19 protein-coding genes are annotated in these 17,782 nt (G+C 69.9%); 11 read left to right on the forward strand and 8 right to left on the reverse strand.

Annotated features, from left to right (window positions below):
* Positions 1-268: 268 nt before the first annotated feature.
* The 8 genes from prmC to VMD91_16395 form a co-directional block, all read right to left on the reverse strand.
* Positions 269-1,120, reverse strand: coding sequence for a peptide chain release factor N(5)-glutamine methyltransferase (prmC, locus tag VMD91_16360; protein ID HTW85644.1), 852 nt, complete (start codon positions 1,118-1,120; stop codon positions 269-271).
* 4 nt (positions 1,121-1,124) lie between these two features.
* Positions 1,125-2,096 (reverse strand): NADPH:quinone oxidoreductase family protein, encoded by a 972-nt coding sequence (locus VMD91_16365; GenBank protein ID HTW85645.1) that lies wholly within the window; start codon positions 2,094-2,096, stop codon positions 1,125-1,127.
* Between the two features lies 1 nt (position 2,097).
* Positions 2,098-2,553 (reverse strand): MaoC family dehydratase, encoded by a 456-nt coding sequence (locus VMD91_16370; protein ID HTW85646.1) that lies wholly within the window; start codon positions 2,551-2,553, stop codon positions 2,098-2,100.
* The gene (locus VMD91_16375; GenBank protein HTW85647.1) at positions 2,553-3,170 is read right to left on the reverse strand and encodes a hypothetical protein; all 618 of its coding nucleotides are present in this window, start codon (positions 3,168-3,170) and stop codon (positions 2,553-2,555) included. The genes VMD91_16370 and VMD91_16375 overlap by 1 nt, the downstream gene beginning before the upstream one ends.
* A complete protein-coding gene (prfA, locus tag VMD91_16380; protein ID HTW85648.1) occupies positions 3,167-4,252 on the reverse strand; it encodes a peptide chain release factor 1 in 1,086 nt (361 codons plus the stop codon). Before prfA ends, VMD91_16375 begins: the two co-directional genes overlap by 4 nt.
* A 67-nt stretch (positions 4,253-4,319) precedes the next feature.
* Complete coding sequence (rpmE, locus tag VMD91_16385) at positions 4,320-4,598, reverse strand: 50S ribosomal protein L31 (GenBank protein ID HTW85649.1); 279 nt, start codon at positions 4,596-4,598, stop codon at positions 4,320-4,322.
* A gap of 86 nt (positions 4,599-4,684) precedes the next feature.
* Entirely contained in the window at positions 4,685-6,769 is a 2,085-nt protein-coding gene (locus VMD91_16390; GenBank protein HTW85650.1) for a protease pro-enzyme activation domain-containing protein, read from the reverse strand.
* Complete coding sequence (locus VMD91_16395; protein ID HTW85651.1) at positions 6,769-8,118, reverse strand: hypothetical protein; 1,350 nt, start codon at positions 8,116-8,118, stop codon at positions 6,769-6,771. Before VMD91_16395 ends, VMD91_16390 begins: the two co-directional genes overlap by 1 nt.
* 243 nt (positions 8,119-8,361) lie before the next feature.
* Between VMD91_16395 and VMD91_16400 the strand changes: the two genes are divergently transcribed.
* The 11 genes from VMD91_16400 (at position 8,362) to VMD91_16450 (ending at position 17,781) form a co-directional block, all read left to right on the forward strand.
* Positions 8,362-9,012, forward strand: coding sequence for a hypothetical protein (locus tag VMD91_16400; protein ID HTW85652.1), 651 nt, complete (start codon positions 8,362-8,364; stop codon positions 9,010-9,012).
* Positions 9,013-9,016: 4 nt separating this feature from the next.
* The gene (locus VMD91_16405) at positions 9,017-10,321 is read left to right on the forward strand and encodes an O-acetylhomoserine aminocarboxypropyltransferase/cysteine synthase family protein (protein HTW85653.1); all 1,305 of its coding nucleotides are present in this window, start codon (positions 9,017-9,019) and stop codon (positions 10,319-10,321) included.
* Complete coding sequence (locus VMD91_16410; protein HTW85654.1) at positions 10,318-10,797, forward strand: CoA-binding protein; 480 nt, start codon at positions 10,318-10,320, stop codon at positions 10,795-10,797. The genes VMD91_16405 and VMD91_16410 overlap by 4 nt, the downstream gene beginning before the upstream one ends.
* Before the next feature lies 1 nt (position 10,798).
* On the forward strand, positions 10,799-11,884 hold the full coding sequence (locus tag VMD91_16415; protein HTW85655.1) for a hypothetical protein: 1,086 nt from the start codon (positions 10,799-10,801) through the stop codon (positions 11,882-11,884).
* 86 nt (positions 11,885-11,970) lie between these two features.
* On the forward strand, positions 11,971-13,038 hold the full coding sequence (locus VMD91_16420) for a hypothetical protein (GenBank protein HTW85656.1): 1,068 nt from the start codon (positions 11,971-11,973) through the stop codon (positions 13,036-13,038).
* 7 nt (positions 13,039-13,045) lie between these two features.
* Entirely contained in the window at positions 13,046-13,558 is a 513-nt protein-coding gene (locus VMD91_16425) for a hypothetical protein (GenBank protein HTW85657.1), read from the forward strand.
* Positions 13,559-13,565: 7 nt separating this feature from the next.
* Positions 13,566-14,783, forward strand: a complete 1,218-nt coding sequence (locus VMD91_16430) for an acyl-CoA reductase (GenBank protein ID HTW85658.1) — start codon at positions 13,566-13,568, stop codon at positions 14,781-14,783.
* Between the two features lie 37 nt (positions 14,784-14,820).
* On the forward strand, positions 14,821-15,039 hold the full coding sequence (locus tag VMD91_16435; protein ID HTW85659.1) for a hypothetical protein: 219 nt from the start codon (positions 14,821-14,823) through the stop codon (positions 15,037-15,039).
* Positions 15,039-15,419, forward strand: coding sequence for a Fic family protein (locus VMD91_16440; protein ID HTW85660.1), 381 nt, complete (start codon positions 15,039-15,041; stop codon positions 15,417-15,419). The genes VMD91_16435 and VMD91_16440 overlap by 1 nt, the downstream gene beginning before the upstream one ends.
* An 11-nt stretch (positions 15,420-15,430) precedes the next feature.
* Positions 15,431-16,747, forward strand: a complete 1,317-nt coding sequence (locus VMD91_16445; protein HTW85661.1) for an aspartate aminotransferase family protein — start codon at positions 15,431-15,433, stop codon at positions 16,745-16,747.
* Entirely contained in the window at positions 16,744-17,781 is a 1,038-nt protein-coding gene (locus VMD91_16450) for a Gfo/Idh/MocA family oxidoreductase (protein ID HTW85662.1), read from the forward strand. The genes VMD91_16445 and VMD91_16450 overlap by 4 nt, the downstream gene beginning before the upstream one ends.
* The last annotated feature ends 1 nt before the right edge of the window (position 17,782 follow it).

Genomic DNA, 17,782 nt, shown 5'->3' on the forward strand with positions numbered 1-17,782 from the left:
TCCCCGTGCTGATACGGGTTCATGGTGCCGGCGTCGACGTTGATGTACGGGTCGAGCTTCTGGATCGACACCGAGACGCCGCGGCTCTTCAAGAGCCTCCCCAATGAGGCGGCGGTTATCCCTTTCCCGAGCGAACTGACCACCCCGCCGGTAAAGAAGATAAATTTCGCCATGGGGGATGCTGCGCTTCGCCGAGTCCGCTCCTGGGACCCGCCGCGGCCGGCCGATCCGTCAGACGCTCGGTTGCTTTAGTCGTCCATTCGGAGGGTTACGGAACGACGGCGACGACGAAGCGGTCGAGATCGGCGTAGTCGCGGATCGTTTCGACGCCGGCGGTCGGCAGCCACTCGCGCACGAGCGTTTCGAGCGTGCTCGCGTTCGCGGGGCCGGCTTCGAGGATGGCGATGCCCCGCGGCGCGATCAGGTGCGGCAAATCCGGCAATAGGCGGCGGTAGAGATCGAGTCCGTCGCCGCCACCGTCGCGCGCGAGCAGCGGCTCGAACGACACCGGATCGGGCGGCGGCGCACACGCGGCCGATGGGACGTACGGCAGGTTCGCGACCAGCGCGTCGAACGGTGCGAACGGCAACAACGGCGCGGCGAGGTCGCCACGCACGAACGTGACGTGCTGAAACACGTTGTTGCGCGCGGCGTTGCGGCGCGCGACGTCGAGTGCGTCCGCCGAGACGTCGCTCGCGTACACGCTCAGGTCCGGCAGCTCGGCCGCCAGCGTGACGGCGATCGCGCCGCTGCCGGTGCCGATGTCCGCGGCCTTCCCGCCTTCACGGCCGATCGCACGCACGTGCCGAACGGCCCACTCGACCGCCAGCTCCGTTTCCGGGCGCGGGACGAGCACGCGTCGGTCGACGCCGAACATGCGGCCGTGGAAGCCCGCCTCGCCGGTCACGTACGCCAGCGGTTCGCCGGCCGCACGACGTTCGACCACCGCCGCGAACCGCTCGGCGACGTCGGGGTCGAGCTCGCGGTCGCGGTGCGCGATCATCTCCTGCCGGGTGACGCCGCCGGCGAACGCCAGCAGGAACGCCGCGTCGAGCCGCCCCGTCCCGCCGACGGGCTCCAAGCGCACCGCGGCGTCGCGCAGCGCTTCGCCGATCGTCATCGCGTCAATCGCGGACGACGACGACGGCTTTGCCGACCAGCTTGCGGTCCATCAGCGCTTCGACGGCAGCCGGGGCGTTGGCCAGTGTGTATCGTTCGTGCACGCGCGGGCGCAGCGTGCCGTTGCGTCGCAGACCGAACATCGCTGCGAAGTTCTCGCGGTTCGCGGCTGGGTTCTTCGCACTCCAGGGGCCCCAGTAGACGCCCAGCGCCTCGCTCTCGCGCAGCAGCAACCGGTTCGCCGGGATCGCCGGGATGCGGCCGCTGGTGAAGCCGACGATCAGTGCGCGCGCGTTCCAGTCGAGCGTGCGCACCAGCGCGTCGAACTGATCGCCGCCGACGTTGTCGAACAGGACGTCGAGCGCGCCGATGGTCGTCTTCACGCGCTCGGCGAGATCTTCGCCGTCGACCAGCACGTGCGCGGCGCCGGCGTCGCGCGCGGCGCCGAGCTTGGCCTCGGAACCGACGATCCCGAGCACCTTCGCGCCCAGCGCCTGACCGATGTCGACGGCCGCCGTGCCGACGCCCCCGCCGGCGCCGGTGACCGCGAGCCGGTCGCCCGCGCGCAGACGGCCACGATCGACCAGCCCGTGATAGGCGGTGCCGTAGGTCATGATCATCCCGGCCGCGGTGACGAAGTCGAGATCGTCGGGCAGCTTCACGCTGCGCGCGGCCAGCGCGGTCGTCGCCTCGGCGAACGCGCCCGCGCTCGGGAGCGCGCCGACCCGGTCGCCGACGGCGAAGTCGGTGACCCCCTCACCGAGCGCGTTCACCACGCCGGCGACTTCGACGCCGAGCGTGAACGGCAGCGGCGGCTTGTCCTGATACTTGCCTTGCGCGAGCAACGCGTCGGGAAAGTTCACGCCCGCGGCATACACCTCGAGCGCGATCTCGCCGGGCTTGGGCGCCGGGGCGGGAACCTCGGCCAGCACCAGCTCGCGCGGATGGCCGAGCGTGTGCACTTGAATCGCGCGCATGTCAGGCGGGCGCTCCGACCAGCATCGTCAGCCACTCGGCGACCAGCGCGGGCCGCTCGGCGCCCTCGACCTGGACTTCGACGTTCTGCTTGAGCTGCAGCTGTCCGTCGCCGCGCGGCTCGATCGAGGCGACCGTGAAGACGCCCCGGACGCGCGATCCGACCGGCACCGGCGCGACCAGCCGCAAGCGGTCGAAACCGTAGTTCAAGCCCACCATGCCGGCCGGAAGATCGAGCGGACCGGCGTCCGCCGCCAACTGCACCAGCAGCGAGGTCGTGTAGAAACCGTGCGCGATGGTGCGGCCGAAGGGACTATGCTGCGCGCACCAGACGGGATCGAGGTGGAGCGGATTGCGGTCGCCGGTCAGCTCGCCGAACGCGGTGACCGCGCCTTGCTCGACGGTGAACCAGGGCGAGGTGCGGCTCGTGCCGACCAGGGTCGCGAGGTCGGCGGCCATCAGTGCTCGTCCGCCAACGCGACGTGCGCGCCGAGCGCGCCGGCCAGATCGAACATCGCCTGGTTCGTCATCTTGTGATATAGCTCGTCGGTCTGCTTGCCGTACTTCGCTTCGATCGCGTCCATGTCGGCGTCGTGAATCCCGTGCGTGACCAGGCGATCGAGCATGTAGCCGGTCCAGAACGTGCCGTCGTTGTCGCCGTCGTGCACGAGCCGTGCCGCCAGCGCCGTACCGGAGAGCGTCGTCGGCGGTAAGGCCACCCCGGCGGCGGTCGCACGCTGCAGCGCCTCGGGGATCAGAAAGTTCCACACCGTCACCCACGTGACGACCGCGTCGCTGCCGTACTGCTTCGAGAGCTTCGCAACTTCGGCGTCGTAGAGTTTGTCACCGGCGATGGCGCGCAGGGCGACCCGCACGTCGAAGGCATTCGGCCCGCCGCCCGCCTTGACGAAGGCCGCGGTGGCCTCGAGATCCGGCGCGCCGTAGTAGGCGTCGCCGCCGTAACGGTTGTCCATCTCCATCGTCGGCGAGGGGCCCGGGGCGGGCTGCGCCGCGGCGGCCAGGGTGCCGGCGCACGCCAAGGCGGCGCCCAGGGCGAACGTGACGAGAATCCTCACGCCACGGAGGGTTCGCCGGCCAGCAGCCGAGCCTTCTCGTCCTTTTGGAGCTCGACGACCAGCTTGTCCATGTCGCCGTCGAGGATCGCCTTGATGTTCTGGAAGTTCTGGTTGATGCGGTGGTCGGTGATGCGGTCCTGCGGGTAGTTGTAGGTGCGGATCTTCTCGCTGCGGTCCCCGGTGCCGACCTGGCTGCGCCGCAGCGCGCCCTCGGCTTCCTCGCGCTCGCGCCGCTGGCGCTCGGCCAGCTGCGCGCGCAGCATCCCCATCGCGCGCTCGCGGTTCTGCAGCTGCGAGCGCTCCTCGCTGCACGAGACGACGATCCCCGTCGGTTTGTGCGTGATGCGGATTGCCGACTCGGTCTTGTTGACGTGCTGTCCGCCCGCGCCGGACGCCTTGAAGGTGTCGATCTCCAGGTCGCTCGGGCGAATCTCGATCGCGCCGTCGTCTTCGACTTCCGGCAGCACGGCGACCGTCGCGGTCGAGGTGTGGATGCGGCCGGCCGCCTCGGTGGCGGGGACGCGCTGCACACGGTGCACGCCGGACTCGTACTTGAACCAGCGATACGGCTCGCCGCCTTTGACCGCGATGACGACTTCTTTGTAGCCGCCGGCCTCGTTCTCGCTCTCGCTCAGCAGCTCGACTCGCATCCGCTTCGATTCGGCAAAGCGCGTGTACATGCGCAGCAAGTCGCCGGCGAAAATGCCGGCCTCGTCGCCGCCGGCGCCGGCGCGAATCTCGATGAAGACGTCCTTGTCGTCGTTGGGATCGCGCGGCAGCAGCAGCTCCTGCAGCTGCTCCTCGAGCGCGCGGCGTCGCTCGCGCAGCTCGCCGGCCTCTTCTTCCGCCAGCGCGGCCAGCTCCGGGTCGCTCTTGTCGGCACGCAGCGCGTCGTTCTCGGCGATCGTGCGCAGCAGCGCCTCCAGCTCGCGAAACACGACGACGGTCGGCTCGATCGCGGCACGCTCCTTGGTCAGCGCCGTGAAGCGTGCCTGATCGAAGCCGCCGCTCGTGTCGGCGAGCGCGGCGTCGATTTCGGCGAAGCGTTTCGAGAGCGTCTCGAGGCGATCGGTGTGCTGCATATGGATGGTCGGGGAAGAAAAGAAGCGAGCCGCACTGCGGCTCGCTTCCGGAGACGAACGGGCGCCGTTAAACGGACGCGGGAACGGTTTCCTGGTCGGCCTTCTTGCGCGTCTTGCGAGCGGCGGCTTCGGCCTTCTTCTTGTCGGCCATCGCCACGCGCTGATTGAACTTGTCGACGCGGCCCGCGGTGTCGAGGAACTTCTGCTGCCCGGTGTAGAGCGGGTGGCATTGCGAGCACACTTCGACCGCAATCGTCGGCACGGTCGAACCGGTGGTGAACGAGGCACCGCAAGCGCACGTTACCTTGGCTTCCGGATACCATTTGGGGTGGCCCTGGGTCTTCACAGCCCCCCTATCTTATCACCGGGCGCAAGAGGGCCCCGGGAATTGCTTCCCAGGGCCCGCCTGCCTGCTTGGTCCGGTGGGTGGCGCTAGACGCCGACCACCGTTTGGATGAGGTGGCGAGCGAACGGCACCCCGATACCGGTTACCAGGTCGTAGCCGACGCCGGCCGTGTACTGTACCGTCGGCGTGGGATACGGGGTCGCCCCGCTGCACGTTCCGTTGACTTCGCAACCCGGCATGGTGTTGGTCCCGAAGGTCACGTCGTAGAACGAGAACGGGTACTCCGTCGCGTTGTTGTAGATGCCGTAGAAGTACGGCGCCGCGTTGCCCAGGCGATAGGGCTTGGCCCCGGTCGCCTTCGCGCACGACGGCGCCTGCGAGCAGGCCTGGAGCACGAGTGCCCACATGGCCGCCGCTTCCGGCGCCGCGACGCTGGTGCCGCCGTACGTCGACACCGTTGCGCCGGTGAAGTCCGTGTTGGCCAGCACGCCGACGCCGCTGTACGGATCGCCTTCCAGCGAGATGTCGGGTTGCGAGCGGCCCGAGGTCGGCACGTTGGTGCCGGTCTGCCACGGCGGCACCGGGGTGACGGTGGACGTTCCGCCGCCGCTCGCACCGCCGGAGTTGGTCTGCGTACCCCAGGCCGTGATCGGCCCGGTGTACTGTCCGGCGTTGTTGAGCGGGACGAAGACGCCGCCGACCGAGGTCACGCTGACGTCGCCCGACGGATACGAGACGCACGGCGTGTTCTCGAGCGAGAGCGAGTACGGCGCGCAGCCGACTTCGCCTTGATCGCCGGAGGAGACGAACACCGCGATGCCTTCCGCCGCCAGCGCCGCGAACTCCGAGGGGCCGAACCCGACGGGGTCGTACGCGCCGCCGACGTTCTGGTTGTAGAACCCGTTGAGCATCTCGGGACCGCCGTAGCTCAGCGAGAGCACGTCGGCCGTGTTGTCCGCGATTGCCTGCTGGATCTCGTCGTCGGACTCCGCCAGACCCTGATAGTCGTAGCCCAGGCCGGTGCTCGGGTCGGGCGAGCAATCCGCCGCGCCGTCGCCGCATTCGACCGGCACGTACGCCAAGTAGAACAGGATGTTGGCGTTGTACGCGAGCGAGGCTTGCTCGGTGTCGATCTGCGCCTCGTAGTCCTCGGGATTGCAGGTCGCCGTCGGCGACTCCGACGGATCCGTATACGGGCTGCTGGCCTGATTGCACGGCGCGGTTACCGGCGGCGGCGTCGCCGTCGGCGAGCCCGCGTAGCCCCAGCCCAAGCTGTTCAGCGCGTTCTGCGAGAGCACGGGAACCTCGGTCAGCGTGCCGGAGCCGCCGGCGACGCCGCCGCCCGGGAACCCGTACGTCGAGTGGAAGACCTTGAAGTCGTTGTATCCGAACGTCGCGTCGATCGGTCCGGTGCCGATGATCCCGATCGAGATGCCGGTGCCGGTGTAGCCGGCCGCGTACGCGCTGGTGTAGTCGAAGGCGCGCGCGATCTGCTGCGGCGTGTTGCCGCCGGTCGAGTTCATCTGCGGGCCGCCGCTGGCGCCCTGGACGAACTGCCGGTGCTTGGCCTGCAGATCGATGACCGCGTCCGCGATGTCCGTTACGGGGAGCGCCTTGGTGAACGTGATGTTGCCGGTCGGCGCGATCAACGTGTGTCCTTCGGAGCTCTTGTAGAACGAGAACGTCGTTCCGAGCGCTTGCGCGAACTGTGCCGGCGTGCCGGCGACCGTGAGCGCCAAGCGCTGCGGGAAGCCGCCGACCTTGAGGCCGTACGACCCGAAGTAGTTCGCGACGGTGACGTAGTCGCTCTTCGACGCCCCGAACATGTCGCCGATTTGGCTGGCCGTCAGGAACTGACGGTACGTGCCGCTGCCCGGCTTGTTCGCGGCGGCCGCGTAGGCGATCAGCCCTGCGGCGTTGCGCTGGTTGACGACGACGTGCATGACCAGGCCGCCGATGTTCATCGCGGAGCCCGTCAGCTTGGCGGTCGAGGTGAACTTCGCGCTCGGTTTGAGCGTGCGCGTCAGGGCCGCCGAGGGCGTCGACGGACCGACGTTGTTCGAGCCGGTGGAGGGCACCGCGTGCGCGCCGCCGCCGCCGCCGGAGCAGGCCGCGAGGCCGCCGACGAGCGCGAGCGCCACCAGACGCCGCGTGATTGCAAGGGAGCGCATCACTTGACAGAACCTCCGCGGTGGCTCATCGCCGCCAGGCGGCGTTTGAGCGCCTGATGAGCGAGGTGCTCGACGTGCGAGAGCGCCAGCGCGCGCGGCAGCACGACGCCGCCCTGCAGCGCCGCCGTCGCACGTTCGGTGCTCAGGCTCTGCGCGTTCGTCGCCTTCAACGAAAGCGTCTCGGTGATCGCGATCACCTCAGCCGGCACCGTCGCGGAACCGGACGGGAAGAGCCGTGGGGAACCGCCTTCCGAGCTGCTGTAGTCGTAGAACGTTTCGATGGTGTCGCTGGCGACCGTGCAGACCGTGCCCGGTCCGGCGATGTCGTACGCCGAGGTCGTCTTCGTCTCGAGCGTCCCGAACACGGCGTCGGCCGTCGTAACCGTCTGCGTGACCTTGTTGGCCGTGCCGGTGTACGAGGTGGCGCAGGTCGGGTCCAGCGTCGCGCCGGTCGTGATCGTGTCGGTCTCCATCGACGGCTGGGTTTGCGTGGCGGGGATCCAGTCCGGCACCGTCGTCGACGACGTCGCGCCCGACACGCCGTTGTAGTACGTGTAGGTGATGTTACCGCCGGTCGGCGCCCCGAACGTGAAGAGGCGGCCACCCGCGAGTGAGTTCAGCGCGAGCGTCCCGGTGAAGGCAGCCGCGGCGGGCGAACTCAGTGGTCCGGTCTCGATGGCGACGTTGTCGACCCAGCTTCCGCCATCAGAGAGCGCGCCGTTGCACTGCGTGTACGAGCCGTCCGCGAGTTGCTCGCGGTCGATGCTGACGGTCCCGCCCGCGCTCGGGCAGTCGACGCCCGCCGCCGCGGTCGCCGACGAGATGCCGGGATCCGACTCGGTGTACGAGAGGGTCGCATCGTTGTTGAACGTTCCGGTCGCTTCCGGGATCACGTCGATCAGCCCGTTGTTCGCACCGTACACGGTCGTGTAGGTGACGCCGTCGGAGTCGGACGCCACGACCTTGGACTCGCGCAGTTGCGTCGAACCGCCCGACTGCGTGTAGGCCACGGTCGCGGCCGTCGTCGTCGTCGTCGTCGCCAACGTGCCGGTGTCCGTCTCGGTGGACGTGAACGTCGTGTTCGAGCTGGTGCCCGTGGCGGTGACGTTCGCAACCGCGGTCGACGCCATCGTCATGGTGACGGGCGAAGAGCTGATGAGATTGTTGGTGTCGGTCTCCGAGAGCGCGCCCGTGTAGCTCGCGTTCAGACCGCTCGCGTTGGGACGATCGCTCCCCGGTGTCGAGACCGGGTTGGGATTGGGTGCTGACGTCGAGCTGCCGCCGCAACCGGCTAAGAGCAACGCGACGCCGACGCACAAGAGGACGCGCTGGATATGCAAACGCCGCACCTCGTAGGCAAACGAATAGTGGAAAGGACGTCGGGACGCCCATACGGACACCCGGCGAGTAGGCGATACATACCCGCCGTCCGCGCGGATGCCTTCCCCTGCAACGACCGAAGTCGGACGTTTAGCGATTGTGATGGCAGAAGGAAGCAAGCGGACGGACCGCGTCGGCATGATCGACGGTCCCGGCTGCGAACAGAGAGCCGTTCGCCCCCGTTACGTCTCCATGTCGATGAAGAGGTCCCGTTGAACGTTCGTCAGCTCGTGCTCGTCGGGCTCGCCGCCCTTGCCCTTGGCGCCGGCGCCGCAGTCCAGGTCGGACAGGCCGCCGCCCAAAGCGCACCCCCGACGCCGCCCCCGCCGAACAATCAGGCGACCCCGGGCGTCCTGTTAGGCACACCGGTGCCGGCCTATTCGGCACCGCCCGTCGCGCTGCCGTCGCCCTCGCCCAGCGCCGCCCCCGAACGCGGTCGCGGCCGCCGCGGCAGGCCTGCCGCCTCCCCCGAGGCGAGCCCCAGCGAGACGCCCGAACCACCGCAGTTCTCGACGCTCGACGGGGTGTGGGAGATGGCGATCCAGCCGCTCAACGGCGCCCGCACGACCTACTCGCACCTCTACATCACCCAAAAAGGTGACCAGTTGAGCGGCACGTGGGTACGCGGCGAAAAGAAGGGCAAGGAAACCTCGACGTTCACCGGCAGCTTCGACGGCCGCCTGTTCAAGCTGAGCGGCACCGACGCCCACGCGACGTTCACCCTCTCGGGCTACGTGGAGAACTTCTCCGACATGGTCGGCCTACTGACCGCCGTGCCGCCCGGAAGCACGGCGACACCGGCGCCCGGCGTCCCGTTCACGGCGGGCCACCGCAAAGCGTCACGGGACAAGGGAGTCATCTGAGGCGGTGAGCGACCGGGCGTTCGGGTTCCGCACGCGCGCGCTGCACGCCGGGACACCACCGGACGCGGAGACGGGGGCGCGCGCGCTCCCGTTGCATCTCTCGACCAGCTTCGTCTTCGACTCGACCGAGCACGCGGCCGAGCTGTTCGCGCTGCGCACCTACGGCAACATCTACACCCGCATCTCGAACCCGACCGTCGCGGCGTTCGAAGAGAAGCTCGCCAACCTCGAGAGCGGCCTGGGCGCCGTGGCGGCCGCCAGCGGCCTGGGCGCGCAGCTGATCGCGGTGCTGGCGCTGGCGCAGGAAGGCGATCATCTCGTCGCTTCGACGAACCTGTACGGCGGCACGATCACGCAGTTCTCGGTGACGCTCAAGCGGATGGGCATCACGACGACGTTCGTGCCCGGCGGCACCGTCGCGGGCGTGCGGGACGCCATTCGTCCCAACACGCGGGCGGTCTTCACCGAGACCATCGGTAACCCGACCGGCAACGTCGCCGATCTGACCGCACTGGCCGAGGTCGCGCACGCGGCCGGCGTCCCGCTTCTGGTCGACAACACGTTCGCCTCACCGTACCTGTGCCGCCCGATCGAGTGGGGCGCCGACGTCGTCATCCACTCGGCGACGAAGTTCATCGGCGGCCACGGCACCGTCATCGGCGGCGCGCTGGTCGAATCGGGCCGGTTCCCGTGGGGCGCGGGCCGCCATCCGCTGCTCTCCGAGCCGAGCCCCGGCTATCACGGCATCAACTTCGCCGAGACGTTCGGCGAGTACGCCTACCTGATGCGCGCGCGCGCCGAGGTGCTGCGCGACGTCGGCGCGTCGATCTCACCGATGAACGCGTGGCTGCTCGTGCAAGGCTTGGAGACGTTGGCGGTCCGGATGCCGCAGCACGTCGCCAACGCGCGCGCGATCGCGACCTTCCTCGCGCAGCGCGACGAGGTCGCGTGGGTGTCGTATGCCGGCCTGCCCGACAGCCCCGAACGGGTGCTGGCGGCGAAGTACCTTCCGCTGGGCGCCGGTGCCGTGTTCACCTTCGGGTTGCGCGGCGGCCGCGACGCCGGCCGCGCGTTCATCGAAGCGCTCGAGCTGTGGAGCCATCTCGCCAACGTCGGCGACGCCAAGAGTCTGGTGATCCACCCGGCATCGACGACGCACCAGCAGCTCACCGACGAGGAGATGCGCGCGGCCGGCATCGGGCCCGACACGGTGCGCCTCTCGGTTGGGCTCGAAGACGTGGAAGACCTGATCTGGGATCTCGAGCGCGGGCTCGCCGCCGCGGCCAAGGTCGCGCGGGTGGAAGCATGATCCTCGAGACCGCCGGCGAGCGGCGCGCGCTGCTCGACCGTTCGCACACCGTCGCGATGGTCGGCGCTTCGCCCAAGGCCGACCGCCCCTCGTACTTCGTCTTCTCCTACTTGCGCACCAAAGGCAAGTTCGACATCGCGCCGATCAACCCGACGACGCCCGCCATCGACGGCGTGCGCTCGTACCCGACGCTGGCCGCGTACGCCGCCGAGCACGGCGCGCCCGACATCGTCGACGTCTTCCGCCGCCCCGAGGAAGCGCCGCACGTCGTGCGCGACGCGATCGCGGTGGGCGCGAAAGCGATCTGGTTCCAGTACGGGGTCGTCAACGACGAAGCGATCCGGCTGGCCGACCAGGCGGGACTCGACGTCGTCGTCGACCGCTGCATCAAAGTCGAGTCGGCGCGCTTCGACGGCGGCCTCGCGTTGGGCGGCCTGAACACCGGGCTGCTGACGGCCAAACGCCGCAGCCGCTGACGTGAGCGACGCCGCCTCGCTCGACGCCCGCATCCTGGCGGCGATCGACGCGTACGCGCTCGACGACGCGGCGTTCCTCGCGCTGGCGCGCGATCTGTTCGCATTTCAGGTCGCGCACGACGCACCGTATGCGGCGTACGCGCGCAGCCTGGGCTTCGACGCGGACCGGTTGCCGGATCGGGTCGAAGACATCCCCGCCGTTCCGTCCGCGGCCTTCAAGGAAGCGCGGCTGGCGACGTTTCCGCCGGAGCGGACCGCGCTGTGGTTCGAGACCAGCGGCACGACGCAAGGCCGCGGCGGCCGCCACGAGTTCGACACGCCGCGGCTGTACGAGGCGGCCCTGTTGGCGTCGTTCGACCGCCTGTTGCTGGGCGACGGCGCGCGACTGCGCTACCTGCAGCTGGTCCCCGATCCGCGCGAACGGCCGCACAGCTCGCTGGGCTACATGATGCGGGTGGTCGCGCGGGAGCGCGGCGACGGCGAGGAGGGCTGGTACTTGCACGACGACGCGCTCGACGTCGAGCGCTTCGTGCACGACGCGCGCGCGGTGAGCGACGCCGGCAGCCCGGTCTGCGTCGCGACGACGGCCTTCGCGCTGGTCGCGCTGCTCGACGAGCTCGACGGGCGCGGCATCGCGCTGCGGCTGCCGCCCGGCTCGCGCGTCATGGAGACGGGCGGCTTCAAGGGCCGCACCCGGGTCGTCGAGCGCGCCTGGCTGTACGAACAGGCCGCGGCGCGGCTGGGCGTCCCGATCGGCTCGATCGTCGCCGAGTACGGGATGACCGAGCTGTCCTCGCAGTACTATGACGCGCCGCGCACGCGCGGGCGGATCGAGCCGCGGGTCAAGACGCCGCCGCCGTGGCTGCGACCGATCGTCGTCGACGGCGAGGGCCGGCCGGTCCCGGCCGGCGTCGTCGGCGCCCTGCGCCACGTCGACCTGGCCAACCGCGGCTCCGTGATCGCGATCGAGACCGAAGATCTGGGCGCGATCGTCGAGGACGGGATCGTCCTGATCGGACGCGAGCAGGGCGCCGAGCTGCGCGGCTGCTCGCTCGACGCCGAGACGCTGCTGGCTCGCCGGGGCTGACGGCGCGACGGACGGCTGCCGGGCTTCCGACAAACGTCCGTCGAATGGTATACCAGACCGCGCGTCTCGCCTGGAGGGCTTTCTGCTTGAGCACCGTCTACCGGACCTTGATCCTCGGAGCGTCGTATGGGTCGCTCCTCGCGACGAAGCTGCTGTTGGCGGGACACGACGCCACGCTGGTCTGCCTCCCCAACGAGGTCGAGGCGATCAACGCCCGCGGCATCCGCGTGCGCATGCCGATCAAGGGGCGCGACGGGCTGCTCGAGGTCGACTCGCGCACGCTGCCGGGGACGCTGCGAGCGGCCGGGCCGTCCGAGGTCGACCCGGCGGACTTCGACCTGGTCGCGCTGGCGATGCAAGAGCCGCAGTACCGCTCGGCGGGGGTGCGTGAGCTGCTCGACCGGGTCGCGACCACGCGCGTGCCCTGCATGTCGATCATGAACATGCCGCCGCTGCCGTACCTGGCGCGCATTCCGGGGCTCGACACGAGCCTGCTGCACGACTGCTACACCGACGCGGCCGTCTGGAGCAGCTTCGATCCGGCCACGATGACCTTGTGCAGCCCCGATCCGCAGGCATTCCGTCCGCCCGACGAAGAGATCAACGTCCTCCAGGTCACGCTGCCGACCAACTTCAAGGCGGCGCGCTTCGACGACGACGGGCACACCGCGATGCTGCGCACGCTCCAGGCCGACATCGAAGCCAGCCGCTTCGCGAGCGACGTCGAGCTGCCGGTCAAGCTGAAAGTGCACGACTCGGTGTTCGTGCCGCTGGCGAAGTGGGCGATGCTGATCACCGGCAACTACCGCTGCGTGACGGCGTCGGGTCCGCGCGCGATCCGCGAAGCGGTCTGGGACGATCCCGATCAGTCGCGGGCCGTCTACGATTGGGTCCGCTCGCTCTGTGTCGATCTGGGCGCCGTCCCCGAAGACCTGGTGCCGTTCGAGAAGTACGCCTCGGCCGCGCAAGGGCTCACCCGTCCGTCGTCGGCGGCGCGCGCGCTGTTCGCCGGCGCGCCCAACATCGAACGCGTCGACAAGCTCGTGCAGGGCATCGCCGCGCAGCGTGGGATGCGCAACGCCGTCCTCGACGAGACCGTCGAGCTGGTCGACCTGCAGCTCGCCGTCAATCGCGCACAGACCGCCGTGGCCTGAGCGCCGGATGGCGAAACGCCGCGGCGTCGCCGCACCCGACACCAGCTGCGTTCCCGTTCCGCAACGCGACGGCGGCTTCGCCGTCGAGCTGCGGTTTCGCCTCGATCCGGGTGCTCCGCCCGATCGCGTCGACGCGCTGCAACGGGCGCTGCGCCTGCGGCCCGAGTCGATCACGGTGCAATTCGCGTACGAGCCGCGGGCGCGCGGCCTGCGCATCAGCGGGCTCGAGGTCGGCGAGGTTTTCACCTACGCGACCCGCGTCGCCGACGCGATTCGCGAGATCGGGGACCTCGTGCGCGACGAACCGCCGCCCGCGCGCACGCCCGCGCGTTCGGTCGAAGACCGCGCCCGCCCCGCGGTGACGATCGAGACGACCGAACAGCGGTGGGCGTATGAGCCCCCCGGCTCGTTCTTGGTCGAGCCGCCTCCGCCGACACGGGTCGAGCGAGCCCGCGCGTCGGCGCGCGCGCTGGTGGCGCGCATGACCGGGCGTAAACCGCGCGCCGACGACGCCGGCTAACCAGCCGATGTCCGACGGGGCGCTGCGCGCGCTGCCGGCCGCGCGCGTCGTCGGGTTCGTGGCCGACGCGGCCGAACGCTGGGCCGACGCGGACTTCGCGCCGCGCGTGCGCGCGACGCGCGCGATCGTCGACCGGCTCGGCTACAGCGAGCCGGTCGTCGACTACGCGCTCGACCGCCTCTTCTTCGGCATCACCCGCGCATCGCTCGAAGCGACGATCGTCGCCGAGCTCGGCAGCCTCGCCGCGCTCGACGGTCCGGTCGCACGCCACGGCACACCGTCCGGCTGGGCACGCGGCGTCGATCGCGCGGTGATCGTCAGCAGCGACACCACGATCGGCGTCGCGCTCGTCCCGGCGGTCTTCGCGCTCTGCGCGAAGTGCGACCTGGTCGTGAAGGACCGCAGCGACGCGCTCGTGGCCGCGTTCTTCGCCTCGCTCGCCGAAGAGCATCCGGCGTTCGCGCACGCGGCGCTCGCGCGCAGCTGGTCCGGGGGCGAGGATCCCGGCGAAGACGCGCTGTTCGCGAGAGCCGACGTCGTCGTCGCGTTCGGCCGTGACCAGACGCTGCGCGCGATTCGCGCGCGCTCCGGCGTCCAGACGCGCTTCGTTCCGTTCGGCCACCGGATCAGCGTGGGCCGGCTGCACGCCGCCGAGGTCGCCGCTGCCGATGAGGCACTGCTCGCGGGGATCGCGCGCGATGCGCTGCTGTACGACGGCGAAGGCTGTCTTTCGCTGCACGCCCTGTTCGTCGAGGCGGACGACGTCGAGCTCACGGAGTTCGCGGTCCGGCTCGCCGCCGCGTGCGAGCGCGTCGCCGTCGAGTTTCCCGCCGGGCGTATCGACGCCGCGCGCGGCGCGCGCGCCGCCGCCTACCGGCAGCTGGCGGCATTCCGCGCCGCGAGCGGTCGCGGCGCCGTGCTGCGCGCCGCCGACGCGACCATCGTCGCCGAGGCCCCGCTCGACGATCCGCTACCGCTGGTCGCGCGTACGCTGCCGATCTACCGCGGCGACGACGCGACCCTGGCGGCCTACGTCGCCGCGCAGCGGCTTCCCGTCCAGGCACTCGGCGTCGCGCACGTCGACGACGCCGCGATCGCGCTCGCCGCGCGGCTGGGCGCCGTGCGCGCCGCCGCGCTGGGCACGATGCAAGACCCGCCGCTCGCCGGCCGCCACGGCGGCGAACAGCGCATCGCCCCGTTCGTCCGCTGGATCGACGCTCGCTAGCCTTGCGGCCCCAGGATGATGTTATACTCATATCACGATGACACCGAAGCGAGTTGAACTGCACGTCAGCGAGGAGACGGCCGAGCAATTGAAGCTGCGCGCCACCTTCGAGCGTCGCTCCGTGAACGAGATCGTCGACGATGCCATCCAAGAGTATGCGGAGGCGCATCCGATCTCGCGGGAGCGCATGGTCGAGATGGCGCGTGCGATTGCCGAAGAGGATGCTTCGCTGCTTCAGACGCTCGCTGACGCTTAGTGAATTACTTCACCGAGGACGACCTTATCGCGTTTTACGAGGCTACCATCGGGCCCGCAGTCCTTCGTTATCGCGATGGCTTAGCATCCGCCGTTGGTCGACCGGGCCAAAGCGTTTTTGGCGAGGATGCTTACCCAACGCTCGCCTTGAAGGCGGCGGCGCTCATGCAGTCGCTTGCGCAAAATCAGCCGTTCGTCGACGGGAACAAGCGGATCGCTTGGATTTGTGGAAAGCTCATGCTTCAGCTCAACCGACTGACGATTCGCGCTACGGACGAAGAGGCGCTCGATCCGTTCGCGAATCGGATTGCTCGTGGCATGAGCGTGGAAGAGCTTGGTGCATGGATCGAGCATCATGCTTCGCCCTACGAGCCGTCGTAGCATCTGACCTCATGGCGCCGTATCATTTACCCGCCGACGAGTTGGAATCGGTCGTCACGGCGATTCCGGGGCCGCGCTCGCGTGCGCTCGCGGAACGGCTCGCGCGCTACGAAGCGCCGGGCGTCACCTATCTGGGCGACGACTATCCGGTGTTCTGGGAGTCGGCCCGCGGTGCGCTCGTCGTCGACGTCGACGGGAACCGCTATCTCGACCTGACCTCGGCGTTCGGCGTCGCGGCGACCGGTCACACCAATCCCGCTGTCGTGGCCGCGATCGAGGCGCAGGCGCGCATGCTGATCCACGGGATGGGCGACGTGCATCCGACCGAGGTGCGTACCCGGCTGCTCGAACGGCTGGCCGCCATCGCTCCCGGCGACCTGACGAAGTCGTTCCTCTCGACGGCCGGCGCCGAAGCGGTCGAGTTCGCGCTCAAGACGGCGCTGCTCGCGACCGGCAAGTCGCGTTTTCTCGCCTATCACGGCGCCTATCACGGGCTGACGCTCGGCGCGCTCGAAGTCATCGGCATCGACAAGTTCCGCGCGCCGTTCGCGCCGCTGGTCGCCGAGCGCGCGACGTTCCTGCCGTACCCCGGTGCCGAGACGACCGCCGACGCCGCGCTCGACGCCGTCCGGGTGGCGCTCACGCGGGATCCGGACATCGGCGCCATCGTGCTGGAACCGATCCAAGGGCGCGGCGGCGTCATCGTTCCGCCGGACGGCTTCTTGCGCGGGCTGCGCGCGCTGTGCGACGAACGCGGAGTTTTACTGGTGCTCGACGAGATCTACACCGGCCTGGGCCGGACCGGCACCTGGTTCGCTTGCGAGCACGACGGCATCGTCCCCGATCTGCTCTGCTTGGGCAAAGCGCTGGCCGGCGGTGTGCCGCTCTCGGCGACGATCGGTACGCCGCGGGTCGTCGACAGTTGGCCGCGCAGCGCCGGCGAAGCGCTGCACACCTCGACCTTCTTGGGCAACCCGCTGGCGTGCGCGGCCGCGCTCGCGAATCTCGACGAGCTCGAACGGCAGGACGCGCTGGGGTTGGTGCGCACGCGCGAACCCGTCTTGGCGGAGCGGCTGCACGCGTTGCGTGCGCTGCCCGGCGTGCGCGACGTGCGCGGCCGCGGCTTTCTCTGGGCCGTCGAGTTCGGCACGGCGGCGCGCGCGAACCGTATCGTCGTGCGCGGGTTGGCGCGCGGCCTGGTCCTGCTCCAATCGGGGCCGACCGGCACGTCGATCACCCTCGCGCCGCCGCTCACCATCGCCGACGAGCAACTCACCCGTGCCCTCGACCTGTTCGAGCACACGGTGCGTGAGGAAGGAACACGATGAGCAAGCTCAAGGTCGGGATCGTCGGCAGCGGCTTCGGCGGCGCGGTGCACGCGCCGGCGTATGCGTTGCATCCGCGGTTCGAGGTGGTGGCGATCGCCTCGCCCACCAGTGCCGAGCGGGTCGCGCGCGAGCGCAAGATTCCGCACGCCTTTCCCTCGGTCGAGGCGATGCTGGCCGGGGTCGAGCTGGACGTCGTTTCGGTCGCCTCACCGCCGTTCGACCATCACCGCTCGGTCGTGGCCGCGCTGGGCGCCGGCAAGCACGTCCTGTGCGAGAAGCCGTTCGCGCTGACGGTGGCGGAGGCCGAAGAGATGACGGCGCTCGCGGTCGGCACCGGCGTCGCGAACGTGATGGCGTTCGAGTTCCGTTACCTGCCGCAGGTGCGCGCACTGGCCGAGCTGATCCAAAACGGGCACTTGGGCGCGCTGCGCGAGATCGAGGTCGCGCGGCTCGGCGGCGATCTGCTCGAACGGGTCACCACGCGCGAGCGCGGCTGGTGGTTCGACCGCTCCAAGGGCGGCGGCGTCGCCAACGCCTACATGCCGCACTTCTTCGACTTGGCCAACCACCTGGGCGGACGCGCGGCGCGCGCGACGCACGGCTTGCTGCGCACCGCGAACGCGCTGCGCACCGACAAGGACGGCCGTTTCGAGAGCACGGTCGCCGACGGCGCCTTCGCCTTCGTCGACTACGGGGACGGTCTGGTCGGACGCGTCAGCGCCGACTCGACGACGGTCGTCGAGTCGGTCACCATCGCGGTGCACGGCGAGGTCCGCAGCGCGATCGCCAGCGGGACGTCGCTCGGCGACCTGACGCTGTTCACGATCGCCGACGACGAGGAAGACGAGCTCGAGGTCGCGGCGCTCACCTACGCCAAGCACGGCGTCGTCCACCCGAACATCCCGGCGTTCCTCGAATTGCTGGACGGTTTCGCGCGTCGCATCGACCTGGGCGCGAGCGACGCGCCGACCTTCGCCGACGGCCTCGCGACCCAGCGGCAGCTCGACGCGATCGGCTACGGCACGACCGGCTGAC

The organism is Candidatus Sulfotelmatobacter sp. (assembly GCA_035504415.1).
In the GTDB taxonomy this organism is placed as follows: domain Bacteria; phylum Vulcanimicrobiota; class Vulcanimicrobiia; order Vulcanimicrobiales; family Vulcanimicrobiaceae; genus Vulcanimicrobium.

Excerpts from the sequence above, each read along its gene's own strand:
- prmC (HTW85644.1), bottom strand. The coding sequence starts at position 1,120 with ATGACGATCGGCGAAGCGCTGCGCGACGCCGCGGTGCGCTTGGAGCCC.
- VMD91_16365 (HTW85645.1), bottom strand. The coding sequence starts at position 2,096 with ATGCGCGCGATTCAAGTGCACACGCTCGGCCATCCGCGCGAGCTGGTG.
- VMD91_16370 (HTW85646.1), bottom strand. The coding sequence starts at position 2,553 with ATGGCCGCCGACCTCGCGACCCTGGTCGGCACGAGCCGCACCTCGCCC.
- prfA (HTW85648.1), bottom strand. The coding sequence starts at position 4,252 with ATGCAGCACACCGATCGCCTCGAGACGCTCTCGAAACGCTTCGCCGAA.
- VMD91_16390 (HTW85650.1), bottom strand. The coding sequence starts at position 6,769 with ATGCGCTCCCTTGCAATCACGCGGCGTCTGGTGGCGCTCGCGCTCGTC.
- VMD91_16410 (HTW85654.1), top strand. The coding sequence starts at position 10,318 with ATGATCCTCGAGACCGCCGGCGAGCGGCGCGCGCTGCTCGACCGTTCG.
- VMD91_16425 (HTW85657.1), top strand. The coding sequence starts at position 13,046 with ATGGCGAAACGCCGCGGCGTCGCCGCACCCGACACCAGCTGCGTTCCC.
- VMD91_16430 (HTW85658.1), top strand. The coding sequence starts at position 13,566 with ATGTCCGACGGGGCGCTGCGCGCGCTGCCGGCCGCGCGCGTCGTCGGG.
- VMD91_16435 (HTW85659.1), top strand. The coding sequence starts at position 14,821 with ATGACACCGAAGCGAGTTGAACTGCACGTCAGCGAGGAGACGGCCGAG.
- VMD91_16445 (HTW85661.1), top strand. The coding sequence starts at position 15,431 with ATGGCGCCGTATCATTTACCCGCCGACGAGTTGGAATCGGTCGTCACG.
- VMD91_16450 (HTW85662.1), top strand. The coding sequence starts at position 16,744 with ATGAGCAAGCTCAAGGTCGGGATCGTCGGCAGCGGCTTCGGCGGCGCG.